The 23,051-nt window shown below is 67.9% G+C and carries 20 protein-coding genes; 8 read left to right on the top strand and 12 right to left on the bottom strand.

Annotated features, from left to right (window positions below; genetic code table 11):
* Positions 1-94: 94 nt before the first annotated feature.
* Both ACK3BB_RS09185 and ACK3BB_RS09180 read left to right on the top strand, forming a co-directional pair.
* Positions 95-1,201, top strand: coding sequence for a pyridoxal phosphate-dependent aminotransferase (locus ACK3BB_RS09185; protein ID WP_428928418.1), 1,107 nt, complete (start codon positions 95-97; stop codon positions 1,199-1,201).
* Between the two features lie 86 nt (positions 1,202-1,287).
* Complete coding sequence (locus ACK3BB_RS09180) at positions 1,288-1,500, top strand: hypothetical protein (protein WP_428928417.1); 213 nt, start codon at positions 1,288-1,290, stop codon at positions 1,498-1,500.
* A 73-nt stretch (positions 1,501-1,573) separates the two neighbouring features.
* Here ACK3BB_RS09180 and ACK3BB_RS09175 read toward each other — a convergent pair whose 3' ends face one another.
* Positions 1,574-2,782 (bottom strand): pyridoxal-phosphate-dependent aminotransferase family protein, encoded by a 1,209-nt coding sequence (locus ACK3BB_RS09175; protein WP_428928416.1) that lies wholly within the window; start codon positions 2,780-2,782, stop codon positions 1,574-1,576.
* Positions 2,783-2,918: 136 nt separating this feature from the next.
* On the opposite strand from ACK3BB_RS09175, the gene ACK3BB_RS09170 reads away from it, so the two are divergent.
* Entirely contained in the window at positions 2,919-3,599 is a 681-nt protein-coding gene (locus ACK3BB_RS09170) for a tyrosine-protein phosphatase (protein ID WP_428928415.1), read from the top strand.
* Entirely contained in the window at positions 3,596-5,356 is a 1,761-nt protein-coding gene (locus ACK3BB_RS09165; protein WP_428928414.1) for an ABC transporter ATP-binding protein, read from the top strand. The genes ACK3BB_RS09170 and ACK3BB_RS09165 overlap by 4 nt, the downstream gene beginning before the upstream one ends.
* Before the next feature lie 173 nt (positions 5,357-5,529).
* Here the strand turns inward: ACK3BB_RS09165 and ACK3BB_RS09160 are convergent, their stop codons facing one another.
* Entirely contained in the window at positions 5,530-6,210 is a 681-nt protein-coding gene (locus tag ACK3BB_RS09160; protein WP_428928413.1) for a TIGR04283 family arsenosugar biosynthesis glycosyltransferase, read from the bottom strand.
* A 150-nt stretch (positions 6,211-6,360) separates the two neighbouring features.
* On the opposite strand from ACK3BB_RS09160, the gene ACK3BB_RS09155 reads away from it, so the two are divergent.
* Positions 6,361-7,101: a YgfZ/GcvT domain-containing protein gene (locus ACK3BB_RS09155; protein WP_428928412.1), complete on the top strand. Its 741-nt coding sequence runs from the start codon at positions 6,361-6,363 to the stop codon at positions 7,099-7,101.
* Positions 7,102-7,382: 281 nt separating this feature from the next.
* Here ACK3BB_RS09155 and ACK3BB_RS09150 read toward each other — a convergent pair whose 3' ends face one another.
* The gene (locus tag ACK3BB_RS09150) at positions 7,383-8,222 is read right to left on the bottom strand and encodes a M15 family metallopeptidase (protein ID WP_428928411.1); all 840 of its coding nucleotides are present in this window, start codon (positions 8,220-8,222) and stop codon (positions 7,383-7,385) included.
* Positions 8,216-9,667 carry a caspase family protein gene (locus tag ACK3BB_RS09145; protein WP_428928410.1) on the bottom strand — a complete coding sequence of 484 codons (1,452 nt, stop codon included), beginning with the start codon at positions 9,665-9,667 and terminating at the stop codon, positions 8,216-8,218. The genes ACK3BB_RS09150 and ACK3BB_RS09145 overlap by 7 nt, the downstream gene beginning before the upstream one ends.
* Positions 9,668-9,846: 179 nt before the next feature.
* Between ACK3BB_RS09145 and ACK3BB_RS09140 the strand changes: the two genes are divergently transcribed.
* Entirely contained in the window at positions 9,847-10,788 is a 942-nt protein-coding gene (locus ACK3BB_RS09140) for an ABC transporter transmembrane domain-containing protein (RefSeq protein ID WP_428928409.1), read from the top strand.
* 102 nt (positions 10,789-10,890) lie between these two features.
* On the opposite strand, the gene efp is transcribed toward ACK3BB_RS09140, so the two are convergent.
* A complete protein-coding gene (gene efp, locus ACK3BB_RS09135) occupies positions 10,891-11,454 on the bottom strand; it encodes an elongation factor P (protein WP_428928408.1) in 564 nt (187 codons plus the stop codon).
* Positions 11,455-11,682: 228 nt separating this feature from the next.
* On the opposite strand from efp, the gene ACK3BB_RS09130 reads away from it, so the two are divergent.
* A complete protein-coding gene (locus tag ACK3BB_RS09130) occupies positions 11,683-12,006 on the top strand; it encodes a DUF6280 family protein (protein WP_111774146.1) in 324 nt (107 codons plus the stop codon).
* 491 nt (positions 12,007-12,497) lie between these two features.
* On the opposite strand, the gene ACK3BB_RS09125 is transcribed toward ACK3BB_RS09130, so the two are convergent.
* The 7 genes from ACK3BB_RS09125 to ACK3BB_RS09095 form a co-directional block, all read right to left on the bottom strand.
* On the bottom strand, positions 12,498-14,477 hold the full coding sequence (locus tag ACK3BB_RS09125) for a hypothetical protein (RefSeq protein ID WP_428928407.1): 1,980 nt from the start codon (positions 14,475-14,477) through the stop codon (positions 12,498-12,500).
* 73 nt (positions 14,478-14,550) lie between these two features.
* On the bottom strand, positions 14,551-15,960 hold the full coding sequence (locus ACK3BB_RS09120; RefSeq protein WP_428928406.1) for a TolC family outer membrane protein: 1,410 nt from the start codon (positions 15,958-15,960) through the stop codon (positions 14,551-14,553).
* Positions 15,961-16,080: 120 nt separating this feature from the next.
* A complete protein-coding gene (locus ACK3BB_RS09115; RefSeq protein WP_428928405.1) occupies positions 16,081-16,734 on the bottom strand; it encodes a protein-L-isoaspartate O-methyltransferase family protein in 654 nt (217 codons plus the stop codon).
* Between the two features lie 252 nt (positions 16,735-16,986).
* Positions 16,987-17,769 carry a heme ABC transporter ATP-binding protein gene (locus ACK3BB_RS09110; RefSeq protein WP_428928404.1) on the bottom strand — a complete coding sequence of 261 codons (783 nt, stop codon included), beginning with the start codon at positions 17,767-17,769 and terminating at the stop codon, positions 16,987-16,989.
* Between the two features lie 4 nt (positions 17,770-17,773).
* Positions 17,774-18,853 carry a FecCD family ABC transporter permease gene (locus tag ACK3BB_RS09105; RefSeq protein ID WP_428928403.1) on the bottom strand — a complete coding sequence of 360 codons (1,080 nt, stop codon included), beginning with the start codon at positions 18,851-18,853 and terminating at the stop codon, positions 17,774-17,776.
* Positions 18,850-19,686 (bottom strand): heme/hemin ABC transporter substrate-binding protein, encoded by an 837-nt coding sequence (locus ACK3BB_RS09100; protein ID WP_428928402.1) that lies wholly within the window; start codon positions 19,684-19,686, stop codon positions 18,850-18,852. The genes ACK3BB_RS09105 and ACK3BB_RS09100 overlap by 4 nt, the downstream gene beginning before the upstream one ends.
* On the bottom strand, positions 19,686-20,744 hold the full coding sequence (locus ACK3BB_RS09095; protein ID WP_428928401.1) for a hemin-degrading factor: 1,059 nt from the start codon (positions 20,742-20,744) through the stop codon (positions 19,686-19,688). The genes ACK3BB_RS09100 and ACK3BB_RS09095 overlap by 1 nt, the downstream gene beginning before the upstream one ends.
* A gap of 250 nt (positions 20,745-20,994) precedes the next feature.
* Between ACK3BB_RS09095 and ACK3BB_RS09090 the strand changes: the two genes are divergently transcribed.
* Entirely contained in the window at positions 20,995-23,049 is a 2,055-nt protein-coding gene (locus ACK3BB_RS09090; protein WP_428928400.1) for a TonB-dependent receptor plug domain-containing protein, read from the top strand.
* Positions 23,050-23,051: the final 2 nt, after the last annotated feature.

Below are 23,051 nucleotides of genomic sequence, written 5' to 3'. Positions count from 1 at the left end.
CCGCCCGTCCACCGGAACGCCGGGTCACGGCCCCCGGCCCCGCCGGCCGCCATGGGGCTTGCGCCGCCCCGCGACCCGGGCAATATGGCGGGCCATGACCACACCGCGTTACACCACCCTGGCCCAGGGCCTGCCCGCCACCGTCCCCTTCGTCGGCCCCGAGGCCCAGGAACGCGCCCGCGGCCGGGCCTTTGCCGCCCGGCTGGGCGCCAATGAAAACGTCTTCGGCCCGTCGCCCCGGGCCCTGCAGGCCATGCGCGACGCGCTGGACGCCATCTGGTGCTACGGCGACCCCGAGAGCCACGACCTGCGCCAGGCCCTGGCCCGCCACCACGATGTCACGCCGGAACAGATCACCATCGGCGAAGGCATCGACGGCCTGCTCGGCGCCCTGGTCCGCCTGCTGATCGAACCGGGCGACGGCGTGGTCACCTCCGACGGCGCCTACCCGACCTTCAACTACCATGTCGCGGGCTTTGGCGGCGTGCTGCACAAGGTGCCCTATCGCGACGATGCCGAGGACCCCGAGGCCCTGGTCGCCCGGGCGGCCGAAACCGGGGCCAAGCTGGTCTACCTGGCCAATCCCGACAACCCGATGGGCAGCTGGGTCACCGGCCAGACCATTGCCCGGGCCATCGACTCCCTGCCCGAAGGCACCCTGCTTGTGCTCGACGAGGCTTATATCGAATGCGCCCCGGCCGCCGCCGCGCTGCCCCTGCCCCATGACGATCCCCGGGTGATCCGCATGCGCACTTTCTCCAAGGCCTATGGCATGGCCGGCCAGCGCATCGGCTATGCCCTGGGCCATCCCGAGCTGATCCAGGCCTTCAACAAGGTCCGCAACCATTTCGGCGTCAACCGCCTGGGCCAGGCCGGCGCCCTGGCCGCCCTGGACGATGCCGACTGGCTGGCCCGGGTGCAGGACCAGATCGCCGACGCCCGCACCCGCATCGCCACCATCGCCCGCGACAACGGCCTGGTCCCGCTGCCCTCGGCCACCAATTTCGTGGCCATCGACTGCGGCGCCGACGGGGCTTTTGCCAAGGCCGTGCTCGACGCGCTTATCGACCTCGGCATCTTCGTGCGCATGCCCTTCGTCGCCCCGCAGAACCGCTGCATCCGCGTCAGCTGCGGCACGCCCGCCGATCTCGACGCCTTTGCCGCCGCCCTGCCCAAAGCTCTGGCAACGGCGCGCGGCTGATCACCCGGGCCCGGGCGGTCGCACAGGATTTACCTGACAGCGCCGCCCCGCGGGCTATTCTGGGGTGAGCCTAAGGACCCTCGCCCATGCCGTCAGACGAACGCCCCTCGGCCCCCGATTACACCAATGCCGCCCTGACCATGCTCGGCGTCAACCTGTTCTGGATCTTCTGCGCGATCTGGTCGCTGCTGGGCTTCATCGCCGTTGTCGGCCTGGCCCTCGGCCTGAATTACGGCATCGACCGGCTCGCCGCCGCCCGCGCCGCCCCCGTAGACCCGGTGCAGCAGGTCGACGACTGACCCCGCCCTGCTGCTTCTTTCTCTTTCCAAATATCCGGCCCGACAATTGCCACCGGCGGGCCGTCTGGCAGGGTCACACCCCGGCGATCACCTGTGTCGCTGCCTCCAGCGCGCCGCCGCCATGGGGGATGTCCAGCGCCTTGAGCCCCGCATCGATGCCCCCCAGCAGGCCCAGGATCATGTGGCCGTTCACGTGCCCCATGTGGCCGATGCGGAAGAACCCGTGCCAGGCCGGATCGCCCGGAGGCGCCATGCCCAGGCCGATGCCCAGCGTCAGGCCCAGCCGCTCGTCGACCCAGTCGCGCAGCGCCGTGCCATGGGGCGCCCCGATCCGCAGCGCCGTCACCGCATGCGACCGATAGGCCGGATCGGCCATGTTCAGCTCCATCGGCCCGTCCGCGCCCCAGGCCTCGACCGCCGCCCAGACCGCCCGGGCCAGGGTGGCATGTCGCGCCCAGATGTTCTCGATCCCTTCCTCGTGGATCATCGTCAGCGCCTCGCGCAGGGCAAAGATGTGATGCGTCGCCGCCGTGCCCCCGAAATACTCGTAATAGAACTCGGGCGCCGCGCGCGGCGACCAGTCCCAGTAGCGGCTGACCCGCGGCATGGCCTTGCGCACGGCATCGGCCTTGTCGTTGAAGAACACGAATCCCAGCCCCGGCGGCGTCATCAGCCCCTTCTGCGAGCCGGTCACCATGACATCGGCCCCCCAGGCATCCATCTCGAACCGGTCACAGCCCAGCGACGCGATGCAATCGACCATCAGCAGCGCCGGGTGGCCGGTCTCGTCCAGCACCCGCCGCAGGCCCGGCACGTCGTTGCGGATCGAGCTGGACGTGTCCACGTGCACGGCCAGCACGGCCTTGATCTCGTGGCCCTCGTCGGCCCGCAGCGCCTCGGCCACGCGGTCCAGGTCCCAGGGCGTGCGCTTGCCGAAATCGATCACCTCGGGCACGCCGCCGATCCCGGTGACCATCTCGCTCCAGCCCAGGCCGAACCGCCCGGTCGCCGGCACCAGCACCTTTTCGCCCGGGGCCACCACGTTGGACACCGCCGCTTCCCAGGCCCCGTGACCATTGCTGATATAGATGGCAACATGGTGATCGGTGCGCGCCACGCGCTTGAGATCGGGCACAAGGCTGGCCGTCATGTCGACGATCTCGCCGGCATAGATGTTGGGCGCGGGCCGGTGCATGGCCTGCAACACCCGGTCGGGCATGACGGACGGACCGGGAATGGCCAGGTAGGGGCGGCCCTGGCGAAGGCTTGGCTTGGATGTCATGGAACGTTCCTGTAATAGCGCCGGGCACGTTAGCGGGGTTGCCGGCGGGGTCAATCCGCGAAACGCCCGCGTCTTGGCCGCGCGGGCCGACCCTGCGCATATCGGTCGCAGACCGCACAGAGGAAGGACCACCGGGATGAGCCTGGCGACACGGCTGAAGGATTGGGAAGGCCGGATCCGGGCGCATTACAACGTCGCGCCCACCACGCCCGAGAACCGGCGCAAGGCCCGGATCTACGCGCTGTGGTTCGACCACGAGATCCTGCGCGGGCTCTGGACCAATTTCGACGAGGTCGCCCCGGGGGTCTACCGGTCGAACCACCCGACGCGCAAACGCTTCGAAAAGATGAAGGCCATGGGCATCCGCACCGTGCTCAACCTGCGCGGCGAGACCGACGGGGCGCATTACCTGCTGGAAAAGGAAATCTGCGACGAGCTCGGCCTGACCCTGGTCAATGCCCGGCTGCTGGCCCGTGGCGCGGCGGTGCCCGAGGACATCCTCGATGTCATCGACAAGCTCAAGACGCTCGAGCCGCCCTTTGTCATGCATTGCAAGTCCGGCGCCGACCGGGCCGGCTTTGCCTCGGCCATCTACATGATGGTCGTGCAGGGCAAGCCGGTATCCGAGGCCCGGCGCATGCTGTCGCCGCGCTACATGCATTTCCGCAACGGCAAGGTCGGCATCCTGGATTACACGCTGGATGTCTACGAGGCCCGCAACGCCCGCGACCCGATATCCTTCGAGGACTGGATCGCCACCGAATACGACAACAACGAGATGTTCCGCGCCTTCCACGCCGGGGAGAAACCGGAATGAGCGACACCCCAGGACAGGGCCTGTTCCGCTGGCTCTGGGACGGTTACCTGCGGCGCCACATCGGCTGGCTGCTGGTGGCGCTGGTCTTCATGACGATCGAAGGCTCGATGCTGGGCGCGCTGAGCTACATGATGCAGCCGATGTTCGACAAGGTCTTCGTCGGGGGTGATCCCCGGGCGATCTGGACCGTCGGGCTGACGATCACCGGCATCTTCGCCCTGCGCGCGGTGTCCGGGGTCAGCCAGAGCGTGATCCTCACGCGCATTTCCCAGCTTACCGCCGCGGCCCTGCGGCTGGACCTGCTGCGCCGGATGATGCGCCAGGACGGGGCGTTTCACCTGGCCCATCCGCCGGGCTTCCTGATCCAGCGCATCCAGACCGACGTCAATGCCATCAACGATGTCTGGCGGGCCGTGGTCACCGGCACCGGGCGGGACGTCGTGGCCCTGGTGGCCCTGATGGGCGTGGCGATCAGCGTCGACTGGCGCTGGACGGCCGTGACCCTCATCGGCGCGCCGCTGATGGCCCTGCCGGTCGCCGCGATCCAGCGCTTCGTGCGCGGCCAGGCCCGCAGCGCCCGCGACCTGGGCGCGGCCCTGGCCACCCGGCTGGACGAGGTCTTTCACGGCATCGTGCCGGTCAAGCTGAACCGGCTGGAAAGCTACCAGGCCGACCGTTTCGCCGACAAGACCGGGGCCTATGTCGAGGCCGAGGTCCGCGCGGCCTTCGGCTCGGCCCTGATCCCGGGCATCGTCGACCTGATGGCCGGGCTGGGCTTCCTGGCCGTGCTGGTCTTCGGCGGATCCGAGATCATCTCGGGCGAGAAATCCGTGGGCGAGTTCATGAGCTTCTTCACGGCCATGGGCCTGGCTTTCGACCCGATCCGCCGGCTCGGTTCGATCAGCGGGCTGTGGCAGGTGGCGGCGGCGGCGATGGAACGGATCAAGGCGCTGATGGATGCGCCGATCACCCTGACCTCGCCCGACACACCCGTGGCCCCGCCCACGGGCCTGCCCGACATCGCGCTCGACAAGGTCACCCTGTCCTACGGCGAGACCACCGTGCTGCGCGATCTCGACCTCGTCGCCCGGGCCGGCGAGACCACGGCGCTGGTCGGCGCCTCGGGGGCGGGCAAGTCGACGATTTTCAACGTGCTGACCCGGCTGGTCGATCCGGCGCAGGGCTCGGTGCGGATCGGCGGGGTCGAGGCCCGGGACATGTCGCTCGACGACCTGCGCGGGCTGTTCTCCGTGGTCAGCCAGGAGGCGCTGCTGTTCGACGAGACCCTGCGCGAGAACATCCTGCTGGGCCGCGAGGATGTCAGCGACGCCCGGCTGCAGGAGGTTCTGGACGCGGCCCATGTCAGCGATTTCCTACCCCAGCTTCCGGCCGGGCTGGACACCATGGTCGGCCCGCGCGGCTCGGCCCTGTCGGGCGGCCAGCGCCAGCGCGTGGCCATCGCCCGTGCCCTGCTGCGCGAATCCCCGGTGCTGCTGCTGGACGAGGCGACCTCGGCGCTGGACGCGCAATCGGAGAAGGTCGTGCAACAGGCGCTGGACAAGCTCTCGGGCGGGCGGACCACGCTGGTCATCGCCCACCGGCTGTCGACCGTGCGCGATGCCGACCGGATCGTCGTGATGGAACGCGGCCGGGTGATCGACCAGGGCACCCATGACGAATTGCTCGCCCGTGGCGGCGCCTATGCCGAGCTCTACCGTCTCCAGTTCCAGGATCCGGGCGAGACCCCCACCGGGTAGATGGGGGCGCTGCCCCCGTCCTCCGTTGGAGGACTCCCCCGGGAATACTTGAAAAGAGAAAGAAGCAGGACATCCCGCGCCTTGGCCGGGGTGGCGCGCCGACCTGCTGCTTCTTTCTCTTTGAAAATATCCGGCGACCGGCCTGCCACGGGCGTGACGCCCCAGAAGAAGGCTCAGCGCCGGTAGCCGGCGGCCAGGCGTTCGGGATCGGCCCCCAGCCGGTACCGCAGCATGGTCCAGAGGTTCCGCAGGCCGCGGCGGATCCAACCGTCACGCAGGTAGCGTTCGGCGCTGGTAATCGCCCGGCTGTCCAGCCGTGCCAGGGGCCGGCCCAGGGCGCGGACGAGGGCCACGTCTTCCATCAGCGGCTGGTCGGGGTAGCCGCCCGCTTCGTCGTAGTCACTGCGCCGCAGCAGCAGCCCCTGGTCGCCATAGGGCAAGGCAAAGAGCCGGGCCCGCAGGTTGGCCCAGCCGGCCACCAGCCCGGCCATCATCCCGCCCTCGCGGAAGGACAGCCGGAAATGGGCCGTGGGACCTTCGTCGCGGATATGGTCGATGACCTCCTGCGACCAGCCCGGCGACAGATGGGTATCGGCATGCAACACCAGCAGCCAGTCGCCCCGGGCTGCTTCGACCCCGCGGCGCAGCTGCCCCCCGCGCGAGGCCGGCCCGGTGACCAGGACGGCGCCTGCGGCTTCGGCCATCTCGGCCGTGGCATCCTGCGACCCGCCATCGGTGATGACCAGATCGCGGATCAATCCGCTGGTCAGGCCTTCGATCAGGCTGTCCAGGCAACGGGGCAGATGTTTTTCGGCGTCCAGGGTCGGAATCACGATGCTGAGCGTGGCGGTCAAGGGCAAGTCCCGGTTATTGTGCTGCACGCGCATACCTATATCAAAGGCCGCCAGACACAAGATCGCAGCCCGGGTGGTGCCCCATGGACAGCCCCGCCCCGGCGCCATGGACCGGCCCCGGGCCGTCCACGACCAACAAAGGAGAGACAGATGGCGAGCAGACGCATCCTCAGGATCGGGGGCCGCGATGCGGCGGATTTCCTGCAGGGCCTGGTGACCAATGACATTCGCCGGCTGGATGACGGGCTGGTCTATGCCGCCATCCTGACGCCCCAGGGCAAGTACCTGGCCGATTTCTTCCTGGCCCGGGCCGGCGACGACATCCTGCTGGACGTGGCCGAACCGCTGGCCGACGGGCTGGCCAGGCGGCTGGCCATGTACAAGCTGCGCGCCGACGTGACCATCGGTGACAGCGGGCTGCAGGTGCAGCGGGGCACCGGCCCGGCACCCGACGGCGCCCTGGCCGATCCGCGCCACCCCGCCCTGGGCTGGCGGGCCTATACCGAAGCGCCCGAGGCCGATGACGGCAGCGACTGGACCGCCCTGCGCGTGGCCCATTGCATCCCCGAGACTGGGATCGAGCTGACGCCCGACAGCTACATCCTGGAGGCCGGGTTCGAACGGCTGAACGGGGTGGATTTCCGCAAGGGCTGTTACGTCGGCCAGGAGGTCACCGCGCGGATGAAGCACAAGACCGAGCTGCGCAAGGGGCTGGCCACCGTGCAGGTCGACGGCCAGGCCGAGCCGGGCACCGAGATCCGGGCGGGAGACAAGCCCGTGGGCACGCTGTTTTCCTCGGCCGGCGGACAGGGCATTGCCTACCTGCGCTTCGACCGCGTCCAGCCCGGCATGCAGGCCGGCGCGGCGGGCGTGACGATGGAGCAAGCCTGACGGGGACGGCGCGAGGGCCTGCCTCGAATGGGCCGGTTTTCCGGGCATGGGCCGGACTTGCGGGACAAGAGGCGAGCCTTCGGGGCAAGGCGTCAAAACTGGGCGGTGTGAGCCAGTCCTGTGGGACATGGCTCTACCCTACGGGTTTCGGCTCAGTGCCTCGGGGCTTGGCCCCGTCATGCGAGGCACGGGTCACACCAGTCAGCGCCACGGGGTGAAGCCCGCCCCTTCGGACCACGGCTTATTCCTCAAGGCCACGGTACAGCCCTGTGACACAAGCCTCAGCCCTGCGGGGCGCGGGTCAACCGGGCATGCAGGATCAGCTCGGGGCGGTATTCGAAATGCATGCCGTCGAAATGGTGCCACTTGCCGCCCCAGACAAAGCCATGGCGTTCCAGCGCCGACACGATGCCCTCGGGGATCTGGTTGTCATAGGCCCCGACCTGCCCGGCCGTGGCCCCCGACCAGCGCCAATAGCCGCCAAGCTCGGCATTCAGGTCGAGCGCGATGCCGAAGCTGTGGGCGCTGAGCCGTGTGGTGCCCGAGATCCGGCGCCAGTTGAAACTGCCTCCCACCGATTGGAAGAACCGGCCGTAATCGACGCCCTGCGCCGCAATGGCCTGCAGGGCCGCGTCCAGCTGGGTCGCCGCGCAGGTCTTGTCGGTCAGGTAGAACCGCGTGCCCGTCGGCGCATAGGTCACCGTTCGCAGCGACCGGGCGGCCTCGGCCTGGGCCGAGAAATAGAGCGCCTCGAAGAAGTCCGGGTTGCGCGGGCGGCCGGGATCGACCCAGGGCGTGCGGCGGGCGTCGAGATCGAAGGCCAGCGGATAGGGATAGGCAAATTGTTCAACGATTGTCGGCGTTTCCAGCAGCCGGGCCGGCGGCCGGCCGGTCATATCGCCCAGGGGCAACACGGTCGCCCCGTCGGGCATGTAGACGCTGGCCTGGCCGTCGTCGACAAAGAGCCCGGGATAGGCCGTTTCAAGCGCGACCGACACCGCCGGGCGGCCTTCGGTCGGCGGCAGGGGCATGGCCAGGAAATCGCGGGCGGTACACTCCGAGGCCGCGACCGGGGCCGCCAGCCCCAGCAACAGCGCCCCGCGCACGAGATAGCCTAACATCCCGAGGCCCTTTCGCGGGCGCGGATGGTCTCGACCCGGGTCAGGTCGAAGGCGTTGAGATTGGGCGAGCGGGTCTTGCAGGACGACACGTCGAAATACTGCTTGGCCTTGTCGGTCTGAAAGCAATAGCCGTAATCGTGGAAGATCGCGTTACGCTGGTACCAGAGATCGAAACAGACATCCCCCGAGGGCACCGGGCTGGGGGTGACCTGGGGCACCGGCGTGACGACCGGGGCCGGCACGGCGGCCGGCCGGACGGGCGACGTGCCCGGGGCCGGTTGAGCCGGGGCGATGGCCCCCGCGGCGACACCCACGCCAACCCCGACGGATGGCAGCGCGCCCGACGATGACGCGGCGGCCATGGTCGTGTCCGGCAGAGCCGGCGCCTCATTGGTGGGCGTTGAGGGGCCCTTCAGCTGTTCGATCCGTTCGGTGGCCAGGGCCACGAACATCGGGCAGGCCTTGTAACGTTCGATGTAGAGTTCGAAGACCGATGCGCTGCTGCTCGATGCGATCACCTCCCAATGGCCGACCGCCCCGGAACAGGGGTCGCCCACGGGCGGCACGGCCTGGGTCTCGGGGATCTGCGGCGGGGCGTCGGCCGTGGCGGGCGCGGTGCTGATGGTAAAGGCCCCGCGATCGGCCGGCTGGCGCACGAAGAAATCCCCCGACAGCTGGTCGTAATAGGCCGGGAACTGGTCATGGTTCACGCTGCGGGCCATGGCGCGCACCTCGTTGCGGACCTGGCGGGCGATGTCATGCAGGCCCAGGCCCGGTTCGGACATCAAAGGCAGGAGCGCGCGGGTAAAGACCGAATTGGGATCGCTGTCCGCATTCGACAGCCGGTCCAGCGCGGTCTGGCCGGTGCCGGCGGAATAGAGGATGAAGGCGCCTTCGGGGGCATCCATCCGGCCCAGGCCCCGGGCCCCGCCGACGCTGCGCTGACCCGATTGCGGGAAGGGATTGTTGCGGCAGGCATCCAGGATCAGAAAGCTGACGCGCGCACCGCGCCGCTGGATCTCGTCGAGGATCTCGTCGGCGGCCAGGCTTTCATAGGCCAGCAGGGTCTCGTTGCCCGGCGACACGACGGGCACGTCGGCGGGCAGCAGGCGGTTGCGGCCATCAAGCAGCACGCCGTGCCCGGCGAAGAAAAAGACCACCTCGTCCCCCGGGCTGACCCGGTTGTAGAAATCGTTGAGCAGGATGAAGAAGTCGCGGCGCGAGACGTCGATGCCGCTGAGCACGTCAAAACCCGAGGCCTGCAGCGCCTGGCCCACCGCCCGGGCATCGTTGCGCGCCTTTTGCAGGACCGGAACGTTGCGATAGCCGTCGATGCCGACCACCAGGGCCAGCCGCTTGGCCATGGCCGGGCCCGCCGGGACCAGGCCGATGCACAGGCCCATCACCAGGGACAGGCACAGGAGGGTGAAACGGACAGGCACCATGGTCACCTCGTATCAACTTCGCAAACGGCGATCCTTGAACGCTACACGAGCCCGCCCCCGCCTGTCACCTTTCGGCAGCGGGCCGGGGCCGTTTGCAGGGCGGTGATCTTGCCCTTGCGGCCGGCAAGGGGCAGGAATCCGGGGAGAAACGGGGTGAAACCGGACCGGGAGGGCGCCCGATGTGGGACATGTATGCCGCGATCTGGCGGGTGAGCGGGCGGCGGCAAGTGATTCTGATCCTGCTGTCGGTGGCCATCGCGGCGCTGGCCGCGGTGCCCTTGTCCTACCAGAAGGACATCATCAACGAGCTGACCGACGACCAGATCTCGCAGCAGGTGCTGATCCGGCTCTGCGCCGAGATGCTGGGGGTGATCGTGCTGAGCCTCGGGCTGAAATGGGCGCTGGGGTTCCTGTCGAACCTGCTGGGCGAAGACGTGATCCGGCGGTTGCGCCGGCGCATCTATGGCGATGCCGTGGGCGGCGGGCCGGCGCATGAGCTGGGCGCGGGCACGGTGACGACGATGGTGTCGGCCGAAGCCGAGGAGCTGGGCAAGTTCGCCGGCAGCGCCTTTTCCGAGCCGGTCGTGCAGATCGGCACGATGGTGTCGGTCGTGGGGTACATCGCCACGGCCCAGCCGGTGCTGGGCCTGATCGCCCTGATGATCGTGGCGCCGCAGGTGATCCTGGTGCTGACGACCCAGCGGGTGGTCAACCGTTTCGTGGCCGAGCGCGTGCGGGTGCTGCGCCGGGCCACGCGCGACATCGTCGACACCGACCTGGCCCGCGAAAGCGCCGAGGTGCTGCGGGGCTTCGACGAGATCTACGACACGCGCCGGCAGATGTTCCTGTGGAAGCTGTCGACCAAGTTCGTGCTGAGCCTGATCAACGGCGCAGGCACGGTGGGGGTGCTGCTGCTCGGCGGCTGGGCCGTTCTGAACGGCACGACCGACGTGGGCACCGTGGTGGCCGCGACAATGGGGCTGGCGCGGCTGCAGGGGCCGACGAGCTTCATGATCGCCTTCTACCGGCTGATCAGCGCGACCCGGGTAAAGTTCGAATTGCTCCGCGACGTGGCCCTGCCGCGACCGGACAAGGAAACGGCCACGTCCCGTGGGGCGTGACCGTCATGCCGGATATTTTCAAAGAGAAAGAAGCAGGAGCGCGGCGCGGGCCGGAGGTGGCCCACCCTGCCCCGGCCTGGGTCCCATTGGACCCGGGCCCGTTCAGGCGCGTTCGGCGTATTCCATCGTCTCGGTGTTGACGATGATGTCCTCGTCCTGGCCCACGAAGGGCGGGACCATGACCTTGACGCCATTGTCCAGCACGGCCGGCTTGAAGCTGTTGGCCGCGGTCTGGCCTTTGACGACCGGCTCGGTCTCGACGACCTTGCAGGTGACCTTTTGCGGCAGCGTCGCGTTGAGCGCCTCGGCGTCGTAGAATTCCACGACGATGGTCATGCCGTCCTGCAGGAAGGGCCGGCGTTCGCCCAGCAGATCGGCGGGCAGCTCGATCTGGTCGTAGGTCTCGGCGTCCATGAAGACGAGCATGCCGTCATTCTCGTAGAGGAACTGCTGGTCCTTCTGTTCCAGACGGACACGTTCGACCTTGTCGGCGGAGCGGAAGCGTTCGTTCAGCTTGGAGCCGTTGCGCAGGTTGCGCAGCTCGACCTGGGCGAAGGCGCCGCCCTTGCCGGGCTTGACGTGGTCGACCTTGACGGCGGCCCAGAGCCCGCCGTTGTGCTCCAGAACGTTGCCCGGCCTGATCTCGTTGCCATTGATCTTCGGCATGACATAAAACCTTTATGAACGGTTGATGGCCTGTTTCGGCCCCCTATATCTCCGGTGCAACGGTGTGACAAGGCGACGAAACCAACCGGCGTCCCATCTGGTGGTCGAAACAAGTTATGCACGGCTTGCATGGAAGGTATGCGAAAAGGCGGTATCCGAATCGGTCCGCATTCGTCATAAGGGGCGCCACGCCGAAAACACAAGAGCAAGAAAAACAAGGAAAACGAGATGAGAGATTTCGTTGACGGCACGGCCTTTAACAACGAGCAAGGCAACCGTGCCCGAAAATTGTTCGCGGCAGTGGTGCTTGCTGCCTTGGACGACGCCATTGCCGACGACAAGAAATATGGCAATGGCCCCGAGCAGATTGCCCGTTGGGCGCGCTCGCGCGATGGTCGTGAAGTTCTGACCTGCGCCGGGATCGACCCCAACGAACGGGTTGTCTCGGGGTTGATGGAGTTCGTGTCAAAGGGTGTGCGGACCTCGGTCGCATTGTCCCGCGAGGAAAGCGAACGCCGCCATGCCGCAGAGGCCCAGGCCCAGGCGGCCTGATCCGAACGGACCAAAACGAACGACGCGCCCCATTCGGGCGCGTCGTTCGTTTTTCACGCCCCATTTGTGACGTGACGTCGCGAATGCCCTGCCATGACCTGAACCGGGCGATCTGCCTTGGGCGGGATCAAGGGCGATTATGTCGCGCGGGTGAAGCGTGATCCGGCGATGGCCGGGGACACGATGGGTTTGCGGAATGCGCCGGGTGGACGGCAGACGCCGGACCAGCGGGCCCTTGCCGGGCCATTCCCTACATCAACCGGACCATCCGCCCTTTGCGGGGCGTTTCCTGACATCAACCGGACCATCCGCCCGTTGCGGGGCGCTTCCTGACATCATCCGAACCATCCGCCCGTTGCGGGGCCATTCGCCATATCAAAGCGGCAGGATATCCGCCGCAGCCCATCGGTCTGCGCGTGATGTACGTTGGTCGGTTATGACCGGGTGACCGGGCCAAATGGCAGGGCCTGCAACAGCCCCTGCCCCGAGGATCAATCCAGGTCCTGGGCGGCCAGGGCGCGATGGATCTCGCGCCGGACCAGCTTGCGCACGTTGCGGGTGATCCGCTCGCCGAGGGCGCCCTGCAATTCCTCGCGCACCATGTCGATCACCAGCTCCCGCAGGCTGTCCTCGTCCAGCACAGCCTCTTCGGTGCCAAAGATGTCGGCATTGGCCGCCTGTGCCTCGCGCAGGGCGTCCGCCGCCTCGGCCGCAGCCTCTTCGTCGCTGACCTCGTCCGCCCGGGGCTGCCAATGGCCCTGGGTCACGTTGCTTTCGGGCAGTTCGGGTTCGTCTTCGGTGTCATCCACCGCGGCCGGCATCGGCGCGGGCTGACCGGCGGCCAGCTGGGCCTCAAGCGCGGCGATCTTGGCCTGCAGCGCGTCGATCGCATCGGCGGCGCTGGCCAGAAGGGCATCGGTTTCGTCCGGGGCCAGGGGGGCGCCCTGCATCGCCGGAGCACCGGCGGTGGGCACATCGGCCTCGGTGTCGGTGGTCGCAGAGGCTTCGCTGGAGGCGGCCACTACAAAGGCGCGGGCCTCGGCCGGGGTCCAGCTTTCGGCGCCCGGCTCGGCATCGGGCAGGTCATCGGCCGACATGTCGGGCGCGTTTGCAAGCGCCGCATCGCTGACCAATTCGGCCGAAGGATCGGGCAGGTCCGGGCGCAGGACCATCGGTTCGGCCCCTGCCCCGCTGTCCGCCGTTTCAGCGGTGGGGTCGGGCCGGGCCACGGATGCGGCGAAGGGCGTGTAAAGCTGCGACGGTGCCGGGCCGCGTTCCTCGCGGGTCACCCGGCTGGGCGTGACATGGCGCGGCTCCTGCGGGCCCAGGACCTCGGCCGTGGCGGCGTCCGTGGGCTGCGCGACGTCCCCGGTCGGGGACGGCAAGCCGGACCCGGCCCAATCGTCCTCGTCGGGCTCATCGTCACCGGCCAGGCGGCAATAGCGATCCAGCTCTTCCTCTTCGGCAGCCAGCCGTTCGGCCGAGGCCATGGCCGCGTCGGCAGCCGCCTCGTCGGTCAGGTCGTTATCGGTCAGGTCGCCATCGGCCGGGGGGGCATCGGCCTGAGCTTCGTCGCCCGGGGGGACGCCAGCCAGGCCATCGTCAACCAGCATTTCGCCGGCCAGCGCTTCGTCAATCGAGAGGTCTTCGGTCGGAACATCATCCGAAACCGCTGTGTCGGCGGCTGCTCCGTCGGCAGGAAATTCCTCGGCGATCAGCTCTTCGACATTCAGCTCTTCGGCACGCGCTCGGTCGGCATCCGCCACTTCAGGCGCCGTATCCACCGCATCGGACGCGGCCTCAGGGCGTTGCGGCGCGGGAGCCTCGGCGGCATCCAAACGCAGCGGCGCGGGATGCAGGACGATGGGCGCGGAATCACGTACGGTATCCGCGTCGTCCCGGGTCTCCCTCTCGGGCATGCGCTCACGAGGGGTCAGTTCGTAGGCCCTCAGCGGCAGGGCCTCGGGGGCCTCGGGGGCCTCCGGCGTATCGGCCATGCGCTCCTGCATCGACAGGTCGTAGGACATTGCCGGGTTGGGCCGGTTGACGGTTTCCTCGTCGGTCGTGGGCTCGTCATCGCCGGCCGTCACTTCGTCATCACCGGCGAAAGGCGCATCTTCCCCGGCCGTATCCCGGGCCAGCGGATCAGCCGGCGCTTCGGCCGCGCCCTCATCCGGCGTTTCCGCTTCAAACGACGTTTCCGCTGCAATCGGCGTTTCCGCCTCGGCCGGCGGCGTCACCGGATCGGTCACGCGCAGGGCCGGCGTCAGGACCAGCCGGTCCTGCAGCTTGTCCCTGGTCCCGGTCTCGGCCAGCCCTCCGGCCTTGTCGGTCCGCGCCGTGGAATCATCCTGCGACTCCGGCGCCTTGGCCGACCCGGCCACAAGAGGCTTGCGCGATTCTTCGGAAACCAGCCGCCTGATCGAGGACAGCACATCCTCGATCTCTACATTCGTGACCGGATCTGTCATTCACTGCTACCGTTCTGCCCCGAGAGAAAGGATAACCCGTCCCAAATCGTCACACAACAGAAAGGGAAAATTGTCACTCTTTCCCGATGGCGCGCAGCACGCGGTCCAGTTCCTGGCCCTGCTTGCTGTACAGGCTCGGCCCCGACTTGACCGCATTGTAATAGGCCGACACGTCGTAGAGCGGCACGTTCAGCCCCAGCCGTTCGGCGCTGAGCAGGCCCTGGGCCGCGACCAGCCGATAGGCCGCCACGTAGCGATCGGCCTGGGCCGAGATCAGCGCGGCCTCGGCATCCAGCAGCTCCTGCTCGGCGGTCAGCACGTCCAGCGTCGTGCGCGAGCCCAGCCGGGCCTCTTCGCGGATGCCGTCAAAGGCGACCTGCGCCGCGCGCACCCGTTCCTGGGTCGAGGTGATCGTCGCCCGGGCGACTTCCAGCTCGACATAAGACGCCGCGACTTCCTGTTCGACCGACCGCTGGGTGGTCAGCAGGTTGCCCCGCAGGGCATCGCGCGAGGCGATCGACCGGCGCACCTGGGCGGTCAGCGCGCCGCCCTGGTAGATGCGCTGGCTGACACCGACCGAAGCCGTGACCGTGTCGGAATAGACCTCGTTGTCGAAGGTATTGTTGATCCCCGCGCTCAGCCCCAGGCTGACGGTCGGCTTCAGGCTGGCCCGTGCCACGTTGACCGTGATGTCGGCGGCCGAGATCTGCTTTTGCAGCGAGGCGATGTCGGGATGGTTCTGCACGGCGATGGCCTGGGCCTGATCGATCGACGCGGGCTTGCCGGGGATCGACGGCGTGGACGACAGGTTGCCCGCCGGACGGCCGACGACCTGGACAAAGATCGCCTGGGCCGAAACCACGTCCCCGCGGGCGATGGCCACGTTGCTGTCGGCATTGGCCAGCCGCGATTCCGAGAGGGCCACGTCGGTGCGCGTCACCTCGCCAACTTCGAACCGGTCGCGCGAGGCCCGCAGTTCCTCTTCGAGGACGCGGCGGTTGTTCTGGGCCAGGCGCAGGAATTCATTGGCCCGCACCAGGTTCATATAGGCCTGGACGGCGTTGAAGAGCACGGTCTGCTCGATCGAGCGCAGGGTCTCGCGCGAGGCCAGGACGGTCTGCTGGGCGGCCTGGATGCTCATCCGCGAGGCGCCGGCATCATACAGCAGCTGGGTGCCGCTGATGGCCGCCGACCCGGTGTCGGTGTTGACCCCGACCCGGCCAAAGCCCTGGTTGCGGTCGACCCAGTTGCGATTGTAATCGGCCGACCAGCTGATCACCGGGCGCAGGGCGGCCAGGGCGATGGCCACGTCTTCGTCGGCGGCCCGCAGCAGGGCGCGGTTCTGCTCAAGCAGGCCGCTGTTGACATAGGCGCTGGCCATGGCGTCGGACAGCACTTCGGCCCGGGCGGGCGCCTGGCCCACCACGCAGGCCACTATGATCGCGGCCCCGCCGCTGCGGATACGGTTCAGAAATCTTGACATGCCCAACTCGCCTTTTCGCAACGTCTTTGACGTGTTTTGGCGCAAAGCCTAAACCAGTCGGTACAGTTTCTGTATCACGCAAGCGTGACGGCGGGCATGTCGTCGGCGTCTGGTGCGGAATTACAACGTGAAGGCGGATTCGCGGGCAAAACCGGGCATGACGGGCACATGGGCGTTGAACTCGTCGCGCCATGTCATCTTGCCATTGTGCTTGTGACCGACGCGCAGGGTGCCAAGCGCGCCTTCGCAGAAGACCGCGGCCATGCGCCCGCCTTCCTTGAGCTGGTCGATCAGCGCCGCGGGCATGGTTTCGACCCCGCCTTCGATGATGATGACGTCATAGGGCCCGTGTTCGGCCGCGCCTTCGGTCATCGCGCCTTCCTCGACGATCACGTTGTCGGCCCCGGCCTCGCTCAGCAGCGGCATCGACTCGGCGGCCAGGGTTTCATCACCTTCGACGGCAATGACGGCCTGGGCGATATGGGCGATGACGGCGGCCGAGTAGCCATAGGCAGAGCCGATATCCAGCACGAGGTCCTCGCCGGTCAGGTCCAGCGCATCCAGGATCTTGCCCAGCAGGCGCGGTTCCAGCACCACGCGGCCCGGCGAGATCGGGACATGTTCGCCCACATAGGCCGTTTCGCGATAGGCGTCGGGCACGAAATCCTCGCGCGGGACGGTCAGCATGGCGTCGATGATCGGGAAACGGGTCACATCGGCGGGACGGACCTGGGTATCGACCATCGTGCGGCGGCGGGCTTCGAAATCTGTCATGGCCTGGCTCTTGTCGTTGGCGACGTATTCCCGGCTTGTCGCATATCGCTCGGGCACGGGCAACGGGCGGCGGTGCCCCCGGCCCCGGGCATAACGTCCCGAAGTTGAGAGATCATTGACGCCGCCCGATCCCCGGGCAGTTCAGCCCGGGACGGACAAGGCGTGATTTGCGCCCCGTGCAGCCGGGCTTGCACCGCATGTGGCCGGGCTTGCGCGCCCCTCACCCCCGGCTGGCCGCCGCGACCGGCCCCGTCACGAGGCGTCGCGGCAGGCCTGGGGCAGCAGGTAGGGCACGCCCGAGGGCGCGGGGCGGTTGACGCGCAGCGGATGGTCATAGGCCTGGCTCAGGCGCTCGTCGGTCAGCACCTCGGCCGGGGTGCCCCGGGCCAGAACCTGGCCGTCCTTCATCAGCACGACATGATCGGCATAGATGGCCGTAAGGTTGAGATCATGCATCACCGTGATGACCCCGCCCCCCTGGCGGGCATAATCGGCCAGCAGGTCCATCACGACGAACTGGTGGCCGATATCCAGGCTGGACACCGGCTCGTCGAGAAAGACCCAGGACGGCTGGAAAGCCTGCACCGGGTGCCAGACCTGGGCCAGCACGCGGGCCAGCTGGGCGCGCTGCTGCTCGCCGCCGGACAATTCGTGGTAATAGCGGTGGGCATAGCCATCCAGCCCCAGCCGCGACAGGGCGGCCTCGGGAATGCCCGGCTCGGCCGCCCAGGGGCCTGCGGAATGACCCAGGCGGACGACCTCGATCACCGTGAAGGGAAAGGCCACGGTCGTGCTCTGCGACTGCACCGCCCGGACCGAGGCTAGTTCCCAGGGTTGCATGGCGTCGATGTCGCGGCCGTTCAGCGACATGTCCCCGGTGGCCGGGATCTCGCCGGTCATGGCCTTCAGCAGGGTCGACTTGCCCGAACCGTTGGGCCCGACGATGGCGGTGACCCGGCCGTCGCGGGCCTCGAAATCGAGCCCGTGCAGGATTTCGCGGCGGCCCAGGGTGACGCGGATGTTCTTGCCGATCATGGTCTCACAGCCCCAGCGTGTTGCGGCGTTTCAGCAGGATGGCCAGGAAGACCGGCGCGCCGATCACGGCGGTGACGATGCCGATGGGCAGCTCGGCCGGGGCCACGATGGACCGGCTGATCATGTCGGCCCCGACCAGCAGGGTCGCGCCCAGCAGGGCGGCATTGGGCAGCAGCGCGCGGTGGTCCGGCCCGGTGGCCAGGCGCAAGAGATGCGGCACGACGATGCCGATGAACCCGATGCCCCCCGACACGGCCACGGCCGCGCCGGTCGCGGCGGCCACGACCAGGATGGCCACGCGTTTCACATGCTGGACCGAAATGCCCAGGTGCATGGCCGTGGCCTCGCCAAGCGCCAGCCCGTTCAGCCCGCGCCCCAGCGACGGCGCGACGGCCAGGGCCAGCAGGATGATCGGCGCGGCGGCGGCCACCTTGGTCCAGGTCGCCCCGGCCAGCGAGCCCAGCCCCCAGAACGTCAGGTCGCGCAGCTGGGCATCGTCGGCCATGTAGACCAGCACGCCGGAAAAGGCCCCCACCAGCGCGGCCAGGGCGATGCCGGCCAGCAGCATGGTGGCCACCGAGGTGCGGCCGCCATGTGTGGCCACGCGATAGAGAAGGATGGTCGAGATCCAGCCGCCGACAAAGGCCGCGATGGAAATCAGGTAGGACCCCAGCGTTTCGCGCAGGGCCAGGGGCAGCAGCCCGCCCAGCACGATGGCCAGGATGGCGCCCAGCCCGGCGCCGGCGCTGACGCCCACGATGCCGGGATCGGCCAGCGGGTTGCGGAACAGCCCCTGCATCAGCGCGCCGGACACGGCCAGGGCCGCGCCGACGAGCAGGCCGAGGATCAGCCTCGGCAGACGAATGTCGACCAGCACGATGCGGTCGAGTGCCGACAGCTCCTGCCCCGTGGCCAGCGCCTTGAGCGCGGGCCAGAGCGCCGTGCCCGTGGCCCCCGACGACAGCGAGGCCACCGAGACCACGACCAGCAGCAGGGCCAGCACCAGGCTCAGCCGCCGGGCGGTCTGGACCCGGTCGCGGGCCGGGGCCACGGCGGGCGGGGCAAGGCCGTCGGCGAGGCTCATTCGTGCAGCGCCGCGCTCAGGGCCTCGACGGCCTCGGCCACGCGCGGGCCGAAGCCCAGCATCAGCATGCCGTCCATGCGGATCACGCTGCGCGTTTCCGCCGCCGACGTGGTGGCAATGGCCGGCATGGCAAAGAGCGCGTCATCGGTCAGCCCGTGGTCGCCCACCCGGTCCATCATCAGGATGACATCGGGGTTGGCCGTGGCCACCGCCTCGTCCGAGACCTGCTTGTAGCCGGTGATGTCGGTCATGACATTGCGCCCGCCGGCCATGGCGATGATGCCATCGGCCGAGCTGCCCTGCCCCGCTGCCATGATCCGGCCGTCGGCGGCCGAGATGATGAACAGCACACCGGGCGAATCCTCGGTCACCGGGCGCATGGCCGCGGCCAGGCGCGTGGCGACGTCATCGGCCAGGGCCCGGGCCGCGGCCTCTTCGCCCAGGGCCTTGCCCACGATCATGATCTTGTCGGTCACGCCCTCGGCCGTATAGACCTCGGGCACGCGGATGAAGGGAATGCCCGCCTCTTCCAGCACCTCGATGGTTTCGGGCGGGCCCGAGCTGTCGGAGGCGATGATCATGTCGGGTTTCACCGACAGCACGCCTTCGGGCGACAGCGCCCGGGCATAGCCCACGTCGGGCAGGTCGGTGACCTCGGCCGGATAGGTGGACGTGGTGTCGCGGGCGACGATGCGGTCCTGCTGACCCAGGGCATAGATCACCTCGGTGATCGCCCCGCCGATCGACACGATGCTCTCGGCGCGGGTATCGGCGGCCACGGCCGGACCGGCCAGGCCGGCGGCCAGGCCCAGGGCAAAGGCAAAACGGCGCATCAGGCGGCCTCCTCGGCTTCGAGCGACGGCAGGCCGGCGACAATGTCGTTCCAGGCCGGGCGGCTGTCGTTCTCTTCGGTCTTGCGCCCGAAGATCTGGGTGATCAGCCCGCCCTCGGCGTCGAAAGCCTCGATCGACACGGCATCGCCGCGCTGGGTCGGCTTGGTCACGGCCCAGACCTCGGCGATGTGATCGGCCCGCAGGTGCAGATTGAACCCGGGGTCCAGCACGTTGAACCAGGGCCCCATGACCTTGAGCGTGTCGCAACGCCCGCCGTGGATCTCGATGCAGCCGCGGTTGCCCACGAAGACCATGACCTCGATCCCCGCGGCCGAGACCGCCTCGAAGGCCTGGGCCACCGAATCGGTGGTGATGCGCCGGGCCATCGGCGCGCCGGCGATGCGATAGGCGCCCAGCCGGTTCATCCGCAGCTTGGACGTCAGCCGCAGGAACTGGTGGGTGTCGGTCATCTTGGCCCATTCGCTGCGCAGGATGTCCAGCTTGTCGGGGTTCGACTTGGGCGCTTCCTTGGGCTCGCGCGGGGCGACCTCAAGCAGGTCCGGCTGCTCTTCGGTCTTCAGCGTCTCGACCAGCGTGGCCCAGCCTTCGAGGCTGGAGCCTTCGCGCATGTGCACCTTGTGCACCGCATCGCCGGCGGCATCGAAGACCTGGACCGACCGGCGCATCCCGCCATCCTCGGTGGGCGTTTCCACGGCAAAGGCCGAGACCCAGTGCGACGGGAACATCCGCGTGTCGATCTCGCCGTTGAGAATCATCGAGGCATGGGGCCCGGAGCGGAAGTTGTCATAGACGCCGACCTTCTCGATGACGCAGCTGTCGTTGCGCGTCAGGGCCATGACCTCACCCAGGGCGGTCAGGGCCGGCATGATCCGGTCGGGATGGGCATCGATGCGCGTCGTGCCATGGCCTACGCCCGCCGCGACCAGCTGGCCTTCGGTCAGGCCCAGGTGTTCCGCCTTCTCGCGGGCGCGCATGTTCGTGATCGCCGCGGACTGGGCGCGAATCTCTTCTGCGGTTAGGATTTGGGTATCGGTCATCTGTGCCTCGGGACGTTGTTGAGGTGGGTGAGATGACTGGCTGAGCGCACCGGATAATCACGTGGTCCGGGAACGCGTTGGCTTGCCATGTTGCCGTGCAACTTGTTTGTTGACTGTTTTAGTCACCTAAATTAGGGATCTCAAGCCATAAGCCGGTGGGGATCCGGCAAAAAACCCAATCCATACTGACCCGTGCCAGCCAGAGATGCGCAAGCCTTCCGGTCACAAGATCTGACATGAAGGAACACTCATGCGTGGCAAAGCGCTCCGATCACTCCTGACGGGAACGGCCTCCGTCCTGGCCCTGACCGCCTTCAACGGCCAAGTTCTCGCCCAGGAGGCCGAGGACGTCTTTGTGGCCACGGGCACCGATTCAGATGTCGAGGAGATCATCCCCCAGGATGACGATTACCTCGGCGAGATCCAGCTGGGCACCTCCAAGCGCGAGGTCCAGACCCAGACCGCCGAAGCCCTGACGACGATCAACCAGGAAGAGATCAACGACCGGCAGGCCGGCACCGTGGCCGAGCTGATCGATTCGGTCCCCGGCGTGACCCTGGTCAACGGCTCGACGCCCCAGGGCTCGGGCATCAACATCCGCGGCTTCGGCTCGAACTCGACCTATGGCACCGACCAGAAGGTCCTGGTGCTGATCGACGGCGCGACGACCGGGGCCGAAGAGCTGTACCGCATCGGCAACCAGCTGTTCACCGATCCGCAGCTCTACAAGGAAGTGTCGGTCAACCGCGGCACCATCGGTTCGTTCGAATACGGCTCGGGCGTGATCGGCGGCGTGGTCCAGCTGGAAACCAAGGACGCGTCGGATTACACCGGCGGCGAGGTCGGCTTCCGCTTCCGCCAGGTGCTGGAAGGCTCGTCCAACGGCGAAGGCTTCGTGACCTCGTCGACCCTGGCCTGGCAGCCCACCGAACAGGCCGAGTTCCTGCTGAACTACACCCTGCGCGACCAGAACAACCAGGAAGACGGTGCCGGCAACGAGATCAACAACTCGGCCTTCCGCCTGCCTTCCTACCTGATCAAGGGCAAGTACAGCTTCGGCGACGATCTCGAACATTCGATCACGGCCTCCTACAACGACAGCTATTCGTCGGAAAAGGACGTGCCCTATGACAGCTTCGGCACGACCGGCGGGGCCTTTGGCAATGTCGACCGCGACATCCACACGCGGGTGGCCGGGCTGAAATACGAATACAACCCCATCGGCAACGACCTGATCAACTTTTCGGCCAACCTGACCTATTCCGACCAGACCATCGACCAGGAATATGTCGAGGGCAGCTCGCCCTATGCGCCGATCGGCGGCTATGACGTGGTGAACGCGGACCAGCGTTACGAAACCACCAAGCTGACCCTGAAGAACGTGGCCTATTTCAGCACCGGCGCGGTCAGCCACGACCTGCGCGCGGGCATCGAGCTGATCCGCAAGGACCGGCTGGAAGCCAGCTCGGCCCCCGGCGGCACCGATGACCGTTTCGCGATCTTTGCCGTGGACGACATGCAGTTCGGCGGCCTGACGGTCACCCCGGCGGTGCGCTATGAAACCCAGCACATCGAAGGGTCGGGCACCTATCTCGACACGACGTCGAACAATGACGCGCTGATGGGCGGGCTGTCGCTGCGCTATGAATTCGCCAGCGGCTTCGCGGTCTTCGGCTCGGTGGCCTATACCGAAAGCCTGCCGATCCTCGACGACCTCGGCACGCCGTTCTACATGACCCAGCCCGAGAAGGCGACGACCTATGAAGGCGGCGTGTCCTATGCCCGCGGCTCGCTGTTCTCCGAAGGCGACGCGGTGCGGGCCAAGGTCAATGTCTACCAGACCCGCATCTGGGACGTGACGTCCTACAGCTCGGTCGGCAACATCGAGATGGAAGGCATCGAGCTGGAAGCCTCCTATGCCCATCTCAGCGGCGTCTATGTCGATTTCAACGCCAACCTGGTGGACGGCAACGAGATCTCGGACACCGGTGTCGAAAGCCGCTGGCGCAACGCCCCGGCCGACAGCGCCCGGATCACCCTGGGCAAGCGGTTCGGCGAGGCCTTCGACGTCAGCTGGGAACTGGTCGGCAACCAGGGTGTGACCACCTCGGCCGGCGACCACACCCCGGGCTTTGGGGTCAACAACCTGCGCACGACCTACCGGCCGCAGGGCGGCGGGATCTGGGAAGACACCGAAGTGCGCGTGAGCGTCGAGAACATCTTCGACCACGAATACACGCCCTACCTGTCGACCCGCCCCGCACCGGGCCGGAACTTCAAGGTGTCGCTGGCCAAGACCTTCTGATC

The organism is Marinibacterium sp. SX1, assembly GCF_050389775.1.
GTDB lineage: Bacteria > Pseudomonadota > Alphaproteobacteria > Rhodobacterales > Rhodobacteraceae > Marinibacterium.
Note: the sequence above shows the minus strand (reverse complement) of the source record. Positions and strands in the feature narration are given on the sequence as shown.